Source organism: Salinibacterium sp. NSLL17 (genome assembly GCF_015864935.1).
Classification (GTDB): Bacteria; Actinomycetota; Actinomycetes; order Actinomycetales; family Microbacteriaceae; genus Rhodoglobus.
In genome coordinates, this window is record NZ_JADYWH010000001.1 from 974233 (window position 1) to 990322 (window position 16090).

Genomic DNA, 16090 nt, shown 5'->3' on the forward strand with positions numbered 1-16090 from the left:
TTAGTGGCTGTTGGCGATCACATACTCAATCGATGACACCAATTTGCGGATGTCATCCGGCTCGATGGCCACGAAGGTAGCAACGCGCAGTTGGTTGCGGCCCAGTTTGCGGTACGGATCGGTGTCGACGATTCCGTTGGCACGGAGCGTCTTCGAGATCGCGGCGGCGTCGATTGCATCGTCGAAGTCGATCGTTGCGATGACCTGCGAGCGGTGCTCAGGGTTGGTGACGAATGGCGTGGCGACATCGCTGGCGGCAGCCCAGTCGTAGAGCACCGACGAGGATTCGCGCGTGCGAGCATCCGCCCAGGCCAGTCCACCGTTGCCATTGATCCAGTCGATCTGGTTCTCGAGCAGCAGCAGGGTGCTGAGTGCGGGAGTGTTGAGGGTCTGGTTGAGGCGCGAGTTGTCGATCGCGTTTTTGAGCGACAAGAACTCGGGGATGTAGCGACCCGACGCGGCGATGCGCTCGACGCGCTCGATTGCCGCGGGGGAGAAGAGAGCGATCCACAGGCCGCCGTCTGATGCAAAGTTCTTCTGCGGTGCAAAGTAGTAGACATCTGCTTGGTCGGCGTCGAAGTTCACGCCGCCGGCTGCGCTCGTGGCGTCGACAACAGTGAGTACGTTTGCGTCGTCGAAGCGGCGCACGGGGGCCATCACGCCGGTAGAGGTCTCGTTTTGGGGGAACGCAAAGACGTCCGCGCCTTCGATGTTGTCGAGTTCGGCGAGCGACCCGCCCGGGGCGGTGACGACATGAGGCGATTCAAGGTGGGGTGCTGCGGCCGCTTTCGCGAACTTGGAACCGAATTCTCCGAAGGAGAGGTGCGCGCTGCGACGCTCGATAAGGGCGAAGGCGGCGGCATCCCAGAACGCGGTAGAGCCTCCATTGCCGAGTACTACTTCGTAGCCCTCCGGGATCTGGAAAAGCTCTCCGAGGCCCGAACGTACGCGGCCAACGAGGTCACGAACCGGTGCTTGGCGGTGGGACGTGCCGAGGATGTTTCGCGCGCTAGAAACGAGATGCTCGATCTGTTCGGGGCGCACTTTGGAAGGGCCAGCTCCGAATCGTCCATCGGAGGGAAGGAGGTCAGTAGGAATCGTCAGGCTCGGCATGCGTCCAATTCTATTGGCCAGTTCGGGCTAGTCTGGTTTCATGACCGATCTCGTTGACACCACCGAGATGTACCTGCGCACGATTCTTGATCTCGAAGAAGAGAACATTGTCCCGTTGCGGGCCCGCATCTCTGAGCGGCTCGGCCACTCTGGCCCGACCGTCTCGCAAACCATCGGCCGCATGGAACGTGACGGCCTCGTCGTCGTAGAAGGCGACCGCCACCTCGAATTCACGGTTGAGGGCCGGCGTCGTGCCACGCATGTCATGCGCAAGCACCGTCTTGCTGAGCGGCTCCTCGCCGATGTTATTGGTCTCGACTGGGCGCTCGTTCACGACGAAGCCTGCCGGTGGGAGCACGTGATGAGTGAGCAGGTAGAGCGCAAGCTCATCGAAATTCTTGATCACCCCACCGAGTCGCCTTATGGCAACCCCATTCCTGGCTTGGAAGAGCTGGGTGGTGTTGCTGCGGCATCTTTCAGCGACGGCATGGTTAACATCGTTGAGCTTGTCGCTGAAACAACCACCCCGGTGACCGGACTCATCCGTCGATTGGGTGAACCCGTGCAGTTCGAACCTGAACTGTTGCAGCAGCTGTTTGGTGCTGGCGTTATGCCAGGCAAGACAGCCACATTCGCTGCTGCAGACTCCTACGTTGCGGTCACCGTTGAAGGGTTTGGCGAAGGTCTCGAGCTGCCCAACGAGGTTGCCGTTCATATCTTTGTGGAGAAGCCGAGCGCGTAGCTTTCGGATTCCGGCGTTCACCGAGGCGTAACCGTCTCGTCATCCGATTCGGCGCGCCCGCGTGCAATGTGCCCCAAAAACTGGGTTAGCCTGTAGCCCTTGGAGTTCACGAATGAACCGGAGAATCGCATGTTAAGTAGGTGCAGCATCCAAACCGTGGATGCGCGTGCCCACTTCGACATACGACACAGCAGTACTGTGCGCAGCAGTTTTTGCGCGCTGAATCACTAGGCATCGTCTTTCGACGGTGCCTTTTTGTGTTTCTGCCTCCTTTTCGCTGAATTTCGGGGAAGTCGATTGCCTGCAAGCCGTGCAGGCTCTTTCGAGAGGATGACAATGCGCACTTTGGTCCTGAACGCCGGCTATGAGCCGCTCGCGGTCGTGTCCTTTAAACGAGCCGTTGTGCTCGTGATGAATCAGAAAGCGACAGTTATCGCTGCCGACCCGGATCATCCGGTGTGGAGCGCGAGTGAATCGTGGGAGCGACCGTCGGTCATCATCCTTCGAAATTATGTGCGTATTCCTTCTACGCGCAGGTTGCCGGTTTCTCGTCGTGGAGTGCTGCGACGTGACGGTCACCGGTGTGGCTATTGCGGGGCTTCCGCAAACACCATCGACCACGTGATGCCTCGCTCTCGCGGTGGCGAAGATTCGTGGGAAAACCTGGTGGCGTGCTGCTTGCGTTGCAACAACGTGAAGAGCAATCGCACTCCCGCGGAGATGAACTGGCGCCTGCTAATCAAGCCGCGTCCGCCCCACACCAGCGCGTGGTTGGTGCGGGGTATTGAAAGGGGACTCCCAGATTGGGAAGAATATTTGGCTCCAGCGGCGTAACTGTTATGCTGTTGTGATTATTCCTGTGTTCAAGGATTTCCCTAGTTTTCTTTGAGCGCGCTCCACCTGAAGGTTCCCGATTGTCCCGTATCTCATCTGATGGCCCGGACGTTTCCGGCGTGCCCTCGGCGGAACCTTCGAGTGAAGCTCCTGTCTTTCTTTCGCGTCGCGAAGCACGTGCCGCACGAGATGCTGCGACTGTCGCCAAGCCTGTAGCTGCGCCGCAGATTCCTCGTGCTCCTGCTGCGGTCGCTCACGATGAGGCACCGGTTGTGTACACCCCGGCAGCCCCCGCGCTGAATAACCGTGTTGCGCCGATCGTTGCTCAGGCACCTCGTGCCCACTCGGCTCCGAAAGCCACAGCCAAGCGTGTTCGCAAGAGCCCGCTTCGCGCTGTGGCGTCGATGGCTGTTATTGGCGGGCTGTTTGCTGTGGCAGGGTTGCCGGCCTACGGCCAAGGCGGTCTGATCTCAGACGAGGGAACACTCGTGTCAGTTTCTGCTGTCGCGGATGCCGCTCAAGCGAGAGTCCAGTCGGTGACGGTTAGCGCTGAGCTGGAATTGCCGGAGCTCACGCGTGATCAGTTCGAAGCGACATCGCCCGAAGACCTGGCGGCGATTCAGCAGCAGGATGCGATTGCCTCGGCAAACGCGCTCTACGCTTCATCGGGCGCTCAAGCATTGGGCGATGACTACCCGTGGCCGACTGCGGGCAGCAGCCTTTCACCTTTGAATTACTACTACCGCCAGTGCACCGACTTTGTAGCGTGGCGGCTGAACCGCGACGTTGGTTCCTTCGCGGCACCGTTCCGCTGGGCCTGGGCAGATCTCACGCCGAATGGTGGAGACGCATACCAGTGGAAGTCGGCTTGGGAGACCCACGGCTGGACCGTGAGCGCGACTCCCGTTGTCGGTTCTGTGGCGTGGTTTGGCTGGGACAACCACGTTTCATACGTGAAGCAAGTCAATTCCGACGGTTCAGTTCTGCTTGAGGAATACAACTACGTCTACCTCTCCTATGGTCAGCGCACCATCCCGGCCAGCGAGGTCGAGTCGTTCCTCTACCCGCCAGGCCAGTAACTGTTTGGTGTGACCGCGCGCTGGCGAGCATGAAGCCTGCGAGAGTAACTGTGTGGAGTGATTGATCATGACTGACGACGAACTCATGACAACGTTCGAAAACAACACCATCGCGCCTGCCGCGTTTTCACACGAACGTCATGTTCGCGTGGCGTGGTTGCTTGCTCGTGCGTATGGCGCTATTGACGGCTTCGAACGTCTCGCGGTCGGCATTAAGAGCATGGCCGTGCGGGCGGGCAAACCGGATGCTTTTCACATCACGCTCACTCGCGCCTGGTTCGACCTCATTGCGCTGGTAGATGACGTGGATGACGCACCGGAGCTGCTCGACAAGTCCATCATCAAACGTTTCTACTCACGCGAGCGCATCGCTGAGGGTCGCACGCAATGGTTGGAGCCCGACCTGCAGCCGCTGCAGTATCCGCTGCCAGCCGCGATCGATGGTGCAGCACCGCCGACCTCGTAACGCTGGCCTTCTGGCTGAGGGTTCTTCGTGCCGTACTCGGCTACACTCGAAAAGCCAGCCTCTGTAGCTCAACGGAAGAGCAACTCCGTCCTAAGGAGCAGGTTGGGGGTTCGAATCCCTCCAGGGGCACACTCACTTTCTTGCGAACCGGGCTCTTTGGGCCAGGTCATTCGGAGCGTTTCGTTTACGTAACAAAGAATGCTCACCTCTCACGTCGCGCCGCGCTATTCATATGCTCTAGATATGACCAAGACACGGAGAGCGCTGGCAACGGCAGCTCTCGGCGCCGTGGCGATGATGTCGCTCTCAGGGTGTCTCGCTTGCAGCGCCGTCGGCTACGTCAACAACGGTCCTGCCGTGATTGAGCTAGAAGATGCGCTGCACGAGGCTGAGATGCTCTCGGCCTGTTTTGGCGAGGAGTGCGTTGTGCAACCGGTGACTCGAAGCGACGGCAAACGGTGGGAAGTGCCGCAAGAGCCGCCGTACGTGGATGACTCTGTCTTCGTCTTGGGAGGAGAACGCTCGCTCCACGTGGTGGTATCTGACCGCGACGGGTTTGTGATCAGTGACGCAACATATGAGATTCCGGTAAGCGTTGAGCGACGCGGGCTGTTCGGCCAGTGTTCTGGGCCAGTCTCGTTTGAGCCAGTCCTGATCGAAGCACGCCAGTAACATTTCACGAAACGTCGGCTGACAAACTCTCAGCGTTTGTCGTTTACCTGAGCGTTACCGCGCCGCTAACTCCGGTGTTTAGCGTGGGCACCAACATGAGCGAGTTGAGATGGCGTGGCACAGCGGCGGGGGAGTTTCCCCTCATCGCTTCTGTGCAAGAACACGGCATGCTCAAGGATGCACTTGAGAGCGACGTAGCGCGCATCAACCTGCTGGTGGGAGACATCAATTCTCTCGCAGGCATGGTTGCCCGCATCCATGACGCCGGTAAAACAGCCCATGTTCATCTTGAACTCGTGGGCGGAATCAGCCGTGACGGTGCTGCCGTGCAGTTTCTTGCGGAACACGTCGGAGTTGACGGAGTCATCACTACCAAGAGCGCTGCGGTTGCTGCCGCACGAAAGCTCGGCATTGCGTCGGTGCAGCGGTTCTTCGCTGTCGATACTCACGCGGTCGACAACGCGATGCGCCAAGTGCACGCGAGCCGTCCCACCGAGGTCGAGGTGATGCCAGGGCTCATGCCGCGCGTCATCCGCGATCTCAGAGCCAGCATCCAGCAGCCCCTCATCGTCGGTGGGCTCATCCGTAATCCTGACGAAATCGACGCCGTGCTCGACTGCGGCGCCGACTACGTATCTACCGGAAACCCCGCACTGTGGCGGCGTCGACGGTCACGAATTCATACCCGCGTCGCCTAACCTCGACGCTTCCCGAGGCAGATCACCGCCTCACCAGAGTTGCCAGCACCACCCACAACTGAAAACACACCCCAGGGCAGAGTCACTAGAGAGCACCCGGAGGGTCAGCATCATCAACGCGCACGGCACAGCCGTGTGGTGCGTTGGCGCTGCTGACTCCCCGGGTTTTTTTATGCCCAGAACCGAACGAAAGAAGTCCCAATGACTGCGTCACCCCTCATCCTTGGCCACCGAGGTGCGATGGCCTACGCCCCAGAGAACACCCTCGAGGCCTTCGAACTCGGCGCAGACCTAGGCGCGGATGGCATGGAAATCGACATCCATGCCACCAGCGACGGCGTGATTGTCGCCATTCACGACGACACGATCGACCGAACGTCGAACGGTACGGGCCGCGTCTCGGAACTCACTTTCAGTGAGTTGCGCCGTTTGGATTTCGGAACAGGAAACCCGGGCGATTACGCCGGCGCTCTCATCCCGACGCTCGACGAAATCTTTGACCTTGTTGAACGTCGCAGTCTCGTACTGAATATCGAAGTCAAAGACATCTACCGTCACGACAAGGCCTACGGTGAGTTGGCTCGTCGTGCTGCCGATGAAGTACTGCGCCGGGGTCTCGTCGAGCAAGTCTTCTTCTCATCGTTCAACCACACGTCAATGGCTGAGCTCAAGCTCAGCCACCCCGACGTGCGCACCGGTCTGCTCCACATGATGTCGCTGCACGAAATCGGCAACTATGCTGCCACGACCGGTGCGGATGCCATCCATCCCGCTCATCTGGCCCTCACGCCCGAGACCATGCGGCAGGCGCGCGCGGCGAACCTTGCCGTGAATGCCTGGACTATGCCAGCGCCATTCTCCAGCCGGAGTGAGGCGGAACAGATCGACGACCTCATCGCCGCCGGTGTTGATTCGATCATCACGAACACCCCGGATATCGCTGTCGCGCGGCGAGCAGCGCTCGCGAAAGTAGAGGCGCTCGTATGACTCTCGTTTTTGCGCGTCGAGGTGCCGCCGACGTTGCACCGGAGAATTCTCTCGCCGCGATTGAGCAGTCGCTTCGCCGTGGGGCTGACGGGGTCGAAATCGACGTTCGACTCTCACGAGATGCTGAACTTGTAGCGCTTCGCGGCGCAAGCGTTCTCTACGATGGTCAGCCAAAGGCGCTTGTCGAAGAGCTCACCTTGGCTGAGCTGAAGACGGTCGACATTGGCGTTGGGCGCGAGGGATTCGCTGGCACCCGAATTCCGACGCTTGCTGAAGTGGTCGAGTTGCTGGCCGGTTCCGATGCCCATCTCATCCTTGATGTGAAGGAAGACCCGCAGCACAGTGAGGGAGCCAGCCCCGCCGCTGTTGCGGTCGCAGAGCTCGTGCACAAGCGTCGTATGCACGAGCGCGTGACAATCACCTCCACTAATCATGTGTCGATGGCGGCGCTTGCTGTCGCGCATCCGTCTCTCAAGATTGGACTTCGCCACCTTGTCGTGATGGAAGAGGCCGCATCGTATGCCGCTGCGGTCGGAGCGATCGCCCTTCACCCGATCGCTGTCGGCGCCGCCACCGGCGACGTTCATGGTGCGCGAGCTCTCGGCGTGATGGTGTGCGCCTCCACCCTGGTTGCCGAGTTCTGGCCCGTCACCGAAGAGGAGCAGCTCGATCAACTCTTCGCTCTCGGGGTCGACGCTGTGGTCACCGATTCGTACCAATCCGCTCTCAACCGTCGAGGAGTATCCGCATGAACCGGTCTGCATTGAGCAGCGGCGATCGACCGACCATCGATAGCCGCATCATCGCCCACCGCGGTGCCAGCAGCTACGCGCCGGAGAACACTCTTGCCGCGTTCGAGCTTGCCGCCGAAATGGGAGCGACCAAGATCGAATTGGATGTTGACGTTACGAGCGACGGACACCTGGTCGTCTTGCACGACCCCCGTGTCGATCGCACGTCAGACGGCATGGGCTGGGCGCGGGATTTCACTCTCGCCGAGTTGCGCGTGCTCAACTTCGATCGCGGGTTTGAGGGCCAGTTCGCTCGCGCGGTTACTCGCATCCCGACGCTCAGTGAAGTGTTATCGTTCGCGGCCGAGCGAGGCGTCTGGGTCAACATCGAGACGAAAGATTTCACCAACTCGTGGGGTGCTGTCAACGATCTCGTTGCCGCCGAAGTTCGCGCGCATGATGGGGTTGACTCGACCCTGATTTCGTCGATCAACCATCGCGCTATCGCTGGTTTCGCTCGCTCCTACCCAGAGTTTACGACGGCGATCGCATTCGTCGAAACCTTCGCCGATCTGCCCGGCTATGCGCGCCGCTGCGGCGCGAACGTGTTGCACCCCCATTTCTCCCTCATCAACGAGCGATTTGTGGCGGAAGCCCGAGAGCACGGGCTGGGCATCAACGCCTGGACTGTCGACGACGACGCAGCCGCTGACCGCATCCTCGAGTTCGATATCGATGGTCTGATGTCGAATCGACCCGACGTCGGCAACGTCCAGAACCGCGGCGTCGATAACCGCGGTGACCAGCACCCACCACACAGCACATCCCACGACACGGAGGCACGCGCATGAGTCAGATTGAACTGCGAAACATTGGTAAGTCGTATGGCGACAAGGAGATCATCCCGAGCCTTGATCTCACGATCGAAGCCGGCAGCTTCTCGGTTCTCGTTGGCCCGTCGGGGTGCGGAAAATCGACAACGCTGCGCATGATTGCCGGTCTCGAGAAGCCAACCACTGGCACGATCTCGATTGGCGGAAAGACGGTCGACAATGTGACTCCCGGTCAGCGTGGTGTCGCCATGGTCTTTCAGAACTACGCCATCTACCCGACGATGACGGTGGAAGAGAACATCGAGTTTGGCCTGCGCAACAACAAGGTCCCCAAGCTGGAGCGCCGCGAACTTGTGCACGAGATTGCCGAGACCGTTGGCCTCACGCCGCACCTGCGCAAGAACCCTGACGCACTGTCGGGCGGCGAACGCCAGCGGGTTGCGTTGGCGCGCGCCATGGTCAAAAAGCCTGCCGTCTTTCTCATGGACGAACCGCTCTCCAACCTCGATGCGAAGCTGCGCCAGCACATGCGCATTGAGCTCATCGAACTTCACGAACGCCTCGGGGCAACCTTCGTCTACGTCACTCACGACCAGGTCGAAGCGATGAGTATGGGCACCTCGATTGTGCTCATGGACGCGGGCCGCATCCAACAGCAATCGGCACCGACCGAGCTGTACGCGAAACCGCAGAACGTGTTCACGAGTCGCTTCATCGGAACCCCACCCATGAACGTCGTGCCCATTGCTGCATTCGGTGCGGATGTCGACGCCGATGCTCCCGAGGGTGCCGAGTGGCTCGGAGTGCGCCCTGAGCGACTCACGTTTGCCGACACCAGCCGCCCCGTGGTGCCAGGCGAAACTGAGCTCACGGTCACCATCATCGCCCTCGAGAACCTTGGAGCGGAGCTCGTGTACCGCGCCGTGCTGCCCGACGGCTCGCGCATTGCGATTAAGCGATTCGACGAGATCGCGCGCCCCCTCGGTGACGCTCTCGTGCGAGTTGAGACCAACGACATCCACTGGTTTGATGCTAACGAAGAGCGCATCGCCGAACCGGCTATCTCCGGCCAGGTTCGCGAGGTCGTCTCCGCATGAAAACCTCGCTACTGAGAGATCGACGGCTGTTGCCGTACGCGCTCATCGCGCCAGCGCTCGTGATTCTCGCTGTCTTCTATCTGTATCCGATCGGCTACAACGCCGTACTGAGTGTCTTCTCCTGGGACCTTCGTGGCCCGATGAAGTTCGTGGGTTTCGGAAACTTCGCCGAGCTCTTCACGGACCCTGACTTCGGCAAGGTCATCCAGAACACACTCGTGTATATGGGCATGGAAGTGTCACTCGTCATGATCTTCGGTCTGATCTTGGCACTGTTTCTTAATCGCCAAGGCTGGCTCAGCGAGTTCTTGCAGGGCGTCAGCTTTGCTCCCAACGTGATCGCGCTGGTCTCGGTCTCGCTCATCTTTGTGTGGTTGATGGATGACGATATCGGGCTGTTCAACCAAATCTTGAACGCAGTCGGGCTTGAGCCTGTCGGCTGGCTCTCCGATACCGAAGTCGCCCTGTTCTCGCTGGTTCTTGTGTCGGTCTGGAAGTCGGTCGGGCTGAACGCCTTGATTATACTCTCGGCGTTGCAGTCGATTCCGCGGTACCTGTTCGAAGCCGCGGACCTCGACAATGCTTCGGCGTGGACCCGCTTTCGCAAGATCACCATCCCGATGATCTCGCCCACGCTGTTCTTTCTCGTTCTCGTCAACGTCATCGGGTCGTTTCAGGCCTTCGACACAATCAACGTCATGACGCAGGGCGGACCGCAAAGCTCAACCAACACACTCATCTTCGCCGTCTACCGCGAAGGCTTCGAGTACTACCGAGTTGGTTATGCCGCTGCGATCGCCGTCGTGCTGATGGTGCTCGTGGGCCTCATCACCGTGCTTTATTTCCGCGCGTTCCAGAAAAGAGTGCACTACCGATGACTACGACGATTGCCCCTCCTACGCCACCCACGGCTGCCGGTTCTTCGCGCGGCCCCGTGTCGCCACCGCCACCGCCCGTTACACCGAGCGCTCGCACGGCCCGAAGCGGCACGATTCTGTGGAAAGCGGTGCGCGTCATCGCACGCATCGTGGTGTCGCTCCTGCTCGTGTTGGTGTTCGCCGGTCCGTTCTACTGGATGGTGCTCACCGCCTTTCAGACAGCATCCGAAGCGCTCTCCATTCCTCCGCAGTTCTGGGTGGATGCCGTGCGCTGGGATAACTTCATTGCAGCGTTCGACCGGGTGAACTTCGGCCACTTCGCGTTGAACTCGGTAATCGTCACGGGCGGCACCCTGCTCGGTCAGTTTCTGATCATCGTGCCAGCCGCTTATGCCTTCGCACGTTTCCATTTCAAAGGCCGCGACGTGCTCTTCGGCGTCGTGTTGGCGACGATGATGATCCCTGGCCAACTGATCTTCCTTCCGGTGTTCGCGATGTACGCCAAGATGGGGCTGCTCAACACACACCTCTCGCTGATCTTGCCCTTCATCGCGAGTGGGTTCGGCATCTTCTTGCTGCGTCAAACCTTCATGCGAGTGCCCGACAGCTTGATCGAAGCAGCGCGACTTGATCACGCGAGTGAGTTCACGATCATCCGTCGCATCATGTTGCCGCTGGCCAAACCGACCATCGTGACCATCGGGCTGATCACGTTCATTGGCACCTGGAATAACTACTTCTTCCCGCTGGTCTGGACCACCACGGATGCGGCCCGCACGCTTCCGGTGGCCGTGCCGCGACTCGAAGCGCTCGATGAGATCGCGCCGACCATTGTGATGGCCGGAAACATGCTCCTCGTCGTGCCGATCCTCATCGTGTTCCTGTTTGCGCGCCGTCACATCATCTCGGCGTTCACCTATACCGGCGTCAAATGATGCCCTTCGATTTCCTCGTCCGCATCAACCAACAACGCACCACCTCAACACGCACCACCTCAACCACATCAAAGAAAGGCACCACCATGTCCTCTACCCGTTTCTCGCGAGGTCGGGCACGCGCCGGCGTTCTCGCTTCGATTGCCCTCGGCTCGGTTCTGCTCTCTGGCTGCACCGCAGCCAATGCGGATGCCGCAAGCTACACCTACGAGCCCGGTGAAGAGACCGTCGAGCTTGAGTTCTGGACCGCAGCCGTTGAAGACGTGAACCAGGAGCTCGTTGATATGTTCAACGAGACCCGTGGTGACGAGCTCAACATCCACGTCACCGCCAACTACCAGGGCGACTACGTCGAGACCGAGCAAAAGGTCAACGCCGCAGCGCTCGCTGACACTCTTCCCAACATGTTCGTGGATGAGGTCGGCATGACCGACCGGTTCGCTCGCGCCACCACCACGCTCAACCTCGAGCCGTACATGGCCGCTGTCGAGATGGACGACGCGGACTTCCAGATGGGTGAAACCGACAACCTCTACGTTGATGGCGACATGTACGCCTTCCCGCACATGCGCAGTGTTCCCGTGATGTACGTAAACCAAGACATGATGCGCGAACTCGGCCTCAAGGAGACCGGCCCCGAAACATTCGACGAGTTTGAGGAGTACCTCGAGGCGGCTCACGACTATGTCGGCGGCCCTGCGATGATCTTCTGCGACTATGACTTCTGGGTCATGGAAGCACTCTTCTACTCGTACGGCGGAACCGCTGTGCTCAACGACGACGAGACCGCGTCGATGTATGACACCGAGGGTGCCATCAAGACGATCGAGTGGATCGCCGACCTCGAAGACCGCGACCTCATCAAGGTCACCGGTGCTGCAGACGTGAGCGCGTTCTTCGCGGCAGCCGGCAGCGCAGATACAGCATTCACCTTCTTGAGCTCGGGCGGCATCCAGTCGATCCTTGGGCTTGCTGCCGGTAACGGAGTGGATGTTGGTGTCTCGCTGATTCCCGCCGGTGACAACGGCCAGCGTGGTGTCTCAGTCGGTGGATCGAACATCTACCTCGCCAACACCGGTACGGACCAGGAGAAGGCCGCAGCATTCGAGTTCATGAAGTGGACAAGCGACACCGAGCAGGCTGCCTACTCCTCGTCGCGCACCGGGTACCTGCCCGTGCGTCTTTCGGCTCTCGAAACCGACCTGATCAAGGACCTCATGGAGACCACTCCTGGCTATGCGGTTGCTGCTGAGCAGATCACCTACGGCAAGCCTCGCCCGATGACGAAGGCCTACAGCGAGCTCGAAGACCTCATGACCGAGCGCATCCACGCCATCTACTTCGACGACCTCGACGCGTCAGAAGCGATGCCGGCGCTCGCTGAAGAAGTCAACGAAGTGCTGAACCGCTAGCGTTCTCCACACGCACGAAAACAACGGCCGTGAACGGGGAAACCCGCTCGCGGCCGTTGTCGTTGTGCCGTGAGGAGCACGCGCGAACAGCACGTCGCGGACGGAAGGGTCTGTGGGGCGGTGCCCATCAGCGCACTGTCGCGTTCGCACGCACACCTCTAGTCGTACCAACGCCACCGTTGTAGCGTGGGGCTATGACAACAGGCGTGTCGGAGGAACCGTGGCACGCGCTCGATTCTGCTGAGGCGTTTGTTCGTCTGAAGTCGAGCGCGCAGGGGCTGAGCACCGCCGAGGCCGCCGAACGGCAAGCCGAGTATGGGCCGAATCGGTTGGAAGTGCGCAAGCCAACGCCCGCCATAGTGGTGGCATTGCGACAGTTTCGTTCGCCGCTGATCGCGATCCTGTTGGTGGCCGCGACGATTACGCTGCTGCAGCAAGATTGGGTCGACTCGACCGCCATTCTCATTGTGCTCGTGCTGAATGCCTCGATTGGTTTTTGGGAAGAGTCCCGGGCCGAGCGAGAAATGCGAGCCCTCGCCTCGCTCGCTGTTCCACGGGCACGCGCTCTGCGGGACGGCCACGTCATCCGTCTTCGAGCGGTGGATCTCGTTCGCGGTGATGTTGTCACGCTGGAGAGTGGTGAGCAGGTAACCGCAGATGTCAGAATTGTTGATGCTCACGCGCTTCAGGTTGATGAATCGATGCTCACGGGCGAGTCGGAGCAGGTTCACAAAACTCCTGACGCGGTTCCCGTGCATGCGGCGACGGCCGACCGCCGCGGGATGCTCTACAGCGGTACGTTCGTCACGTCTGGCCGTGCTCGTGGTGTGGTCGTCGCGACGGGTCGCGACACGGAGCTGGGGCGGATAAACGAACTGATCCAAACCCGCCCGGAGAGAACGCCACTCCAGCGGAGCATCAACAGTCTCGAACGCCGCATTGGAATTTTCGTTGCAGTCGTTGCCGTCGCGGTGATCGCGACTGGTCTGCTGCTCGGCGAAGAACTCGAATCGGTCTTGCTATCGGCGATCGCCATGGCGGTAGCAACCATCCCTGAGGCGTTGCCCGTCGTGATGACGGTCGCGCTGGCACTCGGAGTGCGCCGGATGGCAACCCAGGGCGCGATCGTGCGCACGCTGCCGGCCGCCGAAACGCTCGGCTCGACGACGGTGATTGCGAGCGACAAGACGGGTACGCTCACCCAAAACCGCCTCGCCGTCGAGCGGGTGTGGGTGCCAGACCGCGGCGTCATTGAGGTTGAGGGCATGCGTTACGAGCCGAGTGGGGTGCTACACGATCTCATCATGGCGGGTTCACTCGTGAACGAGGCACACTCTCGCGATGACGACGAAGGCGGTTTCATCGGTGATGCCGTCGATGTTGCGCTTGCAGTGCTCGCACGCTCGCTTGGTGTTACGAGTGACGATGACGAGCCCGATCAAGTGGCACGGCTGCCGTACGAACCACAGAACCGTTATTCACAATCGCTGCGCCGTAACGACAAGCGGGAGACGGATGCGGCACTCATGCTTTACGTTAAGGGCGCGCCGGAGCTCGTGCTCTCGATGTGTAGCGAGGAGGCCGGGGGAGGCTCCCTCGATGCGACCGCACGCCAGCGGGTGTACGACGCCCAGGCTCAGCTGGCCAGCGATGGTTACCGCGTGTTGGCAATCGCCTGTCGAAGTGTGGAACACAACGAGCTCACGGGTCCGGAACTTCCGCACCCCAGCAAGCTCCAACTGCTCGGCCTTGTTGCTCTCACCGACCCTCCGCGGGCGGAGGCCCTCGAGTCGATCGCCCTCTGTGTTGGAGCGGGGATCCGCGTCATCATGGTGACGGGTGATCACCCGTTGACGGCTACTACGATCGCACGACGACTCGGAATCGCCGACTGTGACGATGTAATCACGGGGGCTCAACTCGACGACCTTGACGATGCTGCGCTAGCTGACCGGGTAGCCCACGCCGGCGTGGTCGCGCGTGTTTCGCCGGCAGACAAGCTCCGCGTTGTTCAGGCGTTGCAAGCCACGGGGGAAACGGTCGCAGTAACGGGGGACGGCGTGAACGACGCCCCCGCGCTGAAAGCGGCCGCTATCGGTGTTGCGATGGGCAAGGCGGGCACTGACGTTGCGCGAGAAGCTGCGGATGTCGTGCTCACCGATGACCGTTTTGCCACCGTTGTCGAGGCAGTTCGGCAGGGTCGCATCGTGTTCTCGGCCATCCGCAAATCAACGTTCTTTCTGCTGTCGACTGGCTTCGGAATCATGTTGGCCGTCGCGATCAGCTTCTTTTTCGATCAGCCGCTGCTGCTTATCCCGGTGCAGGTGTTGTGGATCAACGTTGTCACGAGCGGCCTGCAAGATGTTGCGCTCGCGTTCGAGCCCGCCGAGGGGGACGAGCTTCGGCGGAGGCCGCGGGCAGCGCACGAGGGGATCCTGTCGCGCGAGTTGTGGGTGCGCACCGTGATGTCGTCGAGCTGGATGGCGACCGTGCTGATCATCACGTTCCAGCTGGCGCTCGCCGCAGGCTATGAACTGGATCGCGTGCGCACAATCACGATGACGGTCTTTGTACTGATGAGCTTCTTCCAAGCAGGTAGTGCGCGTACCGAGCGACGCTCGCTCTTCACGATCAGTCCGTTCAGCAACCCGTTCCTTGTTGCGACCGCCCTCGGCTCGCTTGGACTGCAGTGGCTTGTGATGTCGTGGCCGGTCAGCGCCAGCGTGCTGCAACTCGTGCCGCTCACGCTCGGGGAGTGGATGGGGTGCGCAGCCGCCGCGTCGACCGTGCTGATCTTCATCGAGGTCGAAAAGCTTGTGCGCCGGGTTTTGGCGGGGCGAACACGATTGTGAGCGCTACGCCTGGGGCCACTATCGATTTCCCCTCTCCAGATAGAGCAAGAGACGGAAGGCCGAGCAGCCCTCGGGATTCTGCGTAAATACCGACAGCAAGCACAGCGGCTTCGCTGACCTCCTTCCGGGAGCCGCTCGCCTGGGGCTGTTCAGAATTCCTATTCCGCTTCCCTGCCAAGCTTTTTCTGCGCCCGAGAAATTGATACCAAACCATTTAGCGTTGGGCGCCGAATCATCTACATGTCACTCACCAGAACACTTCGGGCACCGAAAGCCACCCTCGCAGGTGCGCTCATCTTGCCAGCACTTCTCATTGCGCTTTCGGGATGTGCAGGTTCTCAACCGTCCGCAACGACGCCGTCCGAGACGAGCGGGAGCGAACAGCCCGCCGAAACCGACGAAAACGTTGTCACGACTATCGGCCTGAAGTTCATGCCGAAGGATCTCACCGTCAAGGTCGGTACGACGGTTACGTGGCAGAACGGCGAGACGATCGGTCACACCGTTACCTCCGGAGCTTGGGGCGACGTCAACGAGTCGACCGGTCTCCGCGGGACGCAAACACCAGACGGCCTCTTCGACCACGACCTAGCTCCGAAGGGCCAGGAGGGCGACACGTTCTCCTACACCTTCGACGAACCCGGCGAGTACTCGTACTACTGCCAACCGCACTTGACCATGAACGCAACCGTCACGGTCGAACCGTAAGAACCCGCACGACACAACGCACCACCAACAAAAAACATCAACAAGGAGAAGAA

General features: G+C 60.4%; 16 protein-coding genes and 1 tRNA gene. 16 read left to right on the plus strand and 1 reads right to left on the minus strand.

Annotation, left to right across the window (positions count from 1 at the left end; translation table 11 throughout):
* The gene (gene serC, locus I6E51_RS04735) at nt 1-1113 is read right to left on the minus strand and encodes a phosphoserine transaminase (RefSeq protein ID WP_197106259.1); all 1113 of its coding nucleotides are present in this window, start codon (nt 1111-1113) and stop codon (nt 1-3) included.
* A 40-nt stretch (nt 1114-1153) separates the two neighbouring features.
* Between serC and I6E51_RS04740 the strand changes: the two genes are divergently transcribed.
* The 16 genes from I6E51_RS04740 (at nt 1154) to I6E51_RS04815 (ending at nt 16037) form a co-directional block, all read left to right on the plus strand.
* Nucleotides 1154-1855, plus strand: a complete 702-nt coding sequence (locus tag I6E51_RS04740; RefSeq protein ID WP_197109577.1) for a metal-dependent transcriptional regulator — start codon at nt 1154-1156, stop codon at nt 1853-1855.
* 336 nt (nt 1856-2191) lie between these two features.
* Nucleotides 2192-2689 carry an HNH endonuclease gene (locus I6E51_RS04745; protein WP_197106257.1) on the plus strand — a complete coding sequence of 166 codons (498 nt, stop codon included), beginning with the start codon at nt 2192-2194 and terminating at the stop codon, nt 2687-2689.
* A gap of 80 nt (nt 2690-2769) precedes the next feature.
* Nucleotides 2770-3768 carry a CHAP domain-containing protein gene (locus I6E51_RS04750; protein WP_197109578.1) on the plus strand — a complete coding sequence of 333 codons (999 nt, stop codon included), beginning with the start codon at nt 2770-2772 and terminating at the stop codon, nt 3766-3768.
* A gap of 67 nt (nt 3769-3835) precedes the next feature.
* Nucleotides 3836-4234 (plus strand): hypothetical protein, encoded by a 399-nt coding sequence (locus I6E51_RS04755; RefSeq protein WP_197109579.1) that lies wholly within the window; start codon nt 3836-3838, stop codon nt 4232-4234.
* Nucleotides 4235-4291: 57 nt separating this feature from the next.
* Nucleotides 4292-4363: transfer RNA gene (locus tag I6E51_RS04760), tRNA-Arg, on the plus strand.
* A 114-nt stretch (nt 4364-4477) separates the two neighbouring features.
* The gene (locus I6E51_RS04765; protein ID WP_197109580.1) at nt 4478-4906 is read left to right on the plus strand and encodes a hypothetical protein; all 429 of its coding nucleotides are present in this window, start codon (nt 4478-4480) and stop codon (nt 4904-4906) included.
* A gap of 95 nt (nt 4907-5001) precedes the next feature.
* Entirely contained in the window at nt 5002-5604 is a 603-nt protein-coding gene (locus I6E51_RS04770) for a glycerol-3-phosphate responsive antiterminator (protein ID WP_197106253.1), read from the plus strand.
* A gap of 201 nt (nt 5605-5805) precedes the next feature.
* Nucleotides 5806-6591 carry a glycerophosphodiester phosphodiesterase family protein gene (locus I6E51_RS04775; protein WP_197109581.1) on the plus strand — a complete coding sequence of 262 codons (786 nt, stop codon included), beginning with the start codon at nt 5806-5808 and terminating at the stop codon, nt 6589-6591.
* The gene (locus tag I6E51_RS04780) at nt 6588-7343 is read left to right on the plus strand and encodes a glycerophosphodiester phosphodiesterase family protein (RefSeq protein WP_197109582.1); all 756 of its coding nucleotides are present in this window, start codon (nt 6588-6590) and stop codon (nt 7341-7343) included. Before I6E51_RS04775 ends, I6E51_RS04780 begins: the two co-directional genes overlap by 4 nt.
* The gene (locus tag I6E51_RS04785) at nt 7340-8173 is read left to right on the plus strand and encodes a glycerophosphodiester phosphodiesterase family protein (protein ID WP_197106250.1); all 834 of its coding nucleotides are present in this window, start codon (nt 7340-7342) and stop codon (nt 8171-8173) included. Before I6E51_RS04780 ends, I6E51_RS04785 begins: the two co-directional genes overlap by 4 nt.
* Entirely contained in the window at nt 8170-9252 is a 1083-nt protein-coding gene (locus I6E51_RS04790; protein WP_197109583.1) for an ABC transporter ATP-binding protein, read from the plus strand. Before I6E51_RS04785 ends, I6E51_RS04790 begins: the two co-directional genes overlap by 4 nt.
* On the plus strand, nt 9249-10130 hold the full coding sequence (locus I6E51_RS04795) for a carbohydrate ABC transporter permease (RefSeq protein WP_197109584.1): 882 nt from the start codon (nt 9249-9251) through the stop codon (nt 10128-10130). Before I6E51_RS04790 ends, I6E51_RS04795 begins: the two co-directional genes overlap by 4 nt.
* The gene (locus I6E51_RS04800) at nt 10127-11065 is read left to right on the plus strand and encodes a carbohydrate ABC transporter permease (RefSeq protein ID WP_197106247.1); all 939 of its coding nucleotides are present in this window, start codon (nt 10127-10129) and stop codon (nt 11063-11065) included. The genes I6E51_RS04795 and I6E51_RS04800 overlap by 4 nt, the downstream gene beginning before the upstream one ends.
* An 86-nt stretch (nt 11066-11151) precedes the next feature.
* On the plus strand, nt 11152-12477 hold the full coding sequence (locus tag I6E51_RS04805; protein ID WP_197106246.1) for an extracellular solute-binding protein: 1326 nt from the start codon (nt 11152-11154) through the stop codon (nt 12475-12477).
* Between the two features lie 194 nt (nt 12478-12671).
* Nucleotides 12672-15329: an HAD-IC family P-type ATPase gene (locus tag I6E51_RS14395; RefSeq protein WP_197109585.1), complete on the plus strand. Its 2658-nt coding sequence runs from the start codon at nt 12672-12674 to the stop codon at nt 15327-15329.
* 240 nt (nt 15330-15569) lie between these two features.
* Entirely contained in the window at nt 15570-16037 is a 468-nt protein-coding gene (locus I6E51_RS04815) for a plastocyanin/azurin family copper-binding protein (RefSeq protein WP_197109586.1), read from the plus strand.
* The last annotated feature ends 53 nt before the right edge of the window (nt 16038-16090 follow it).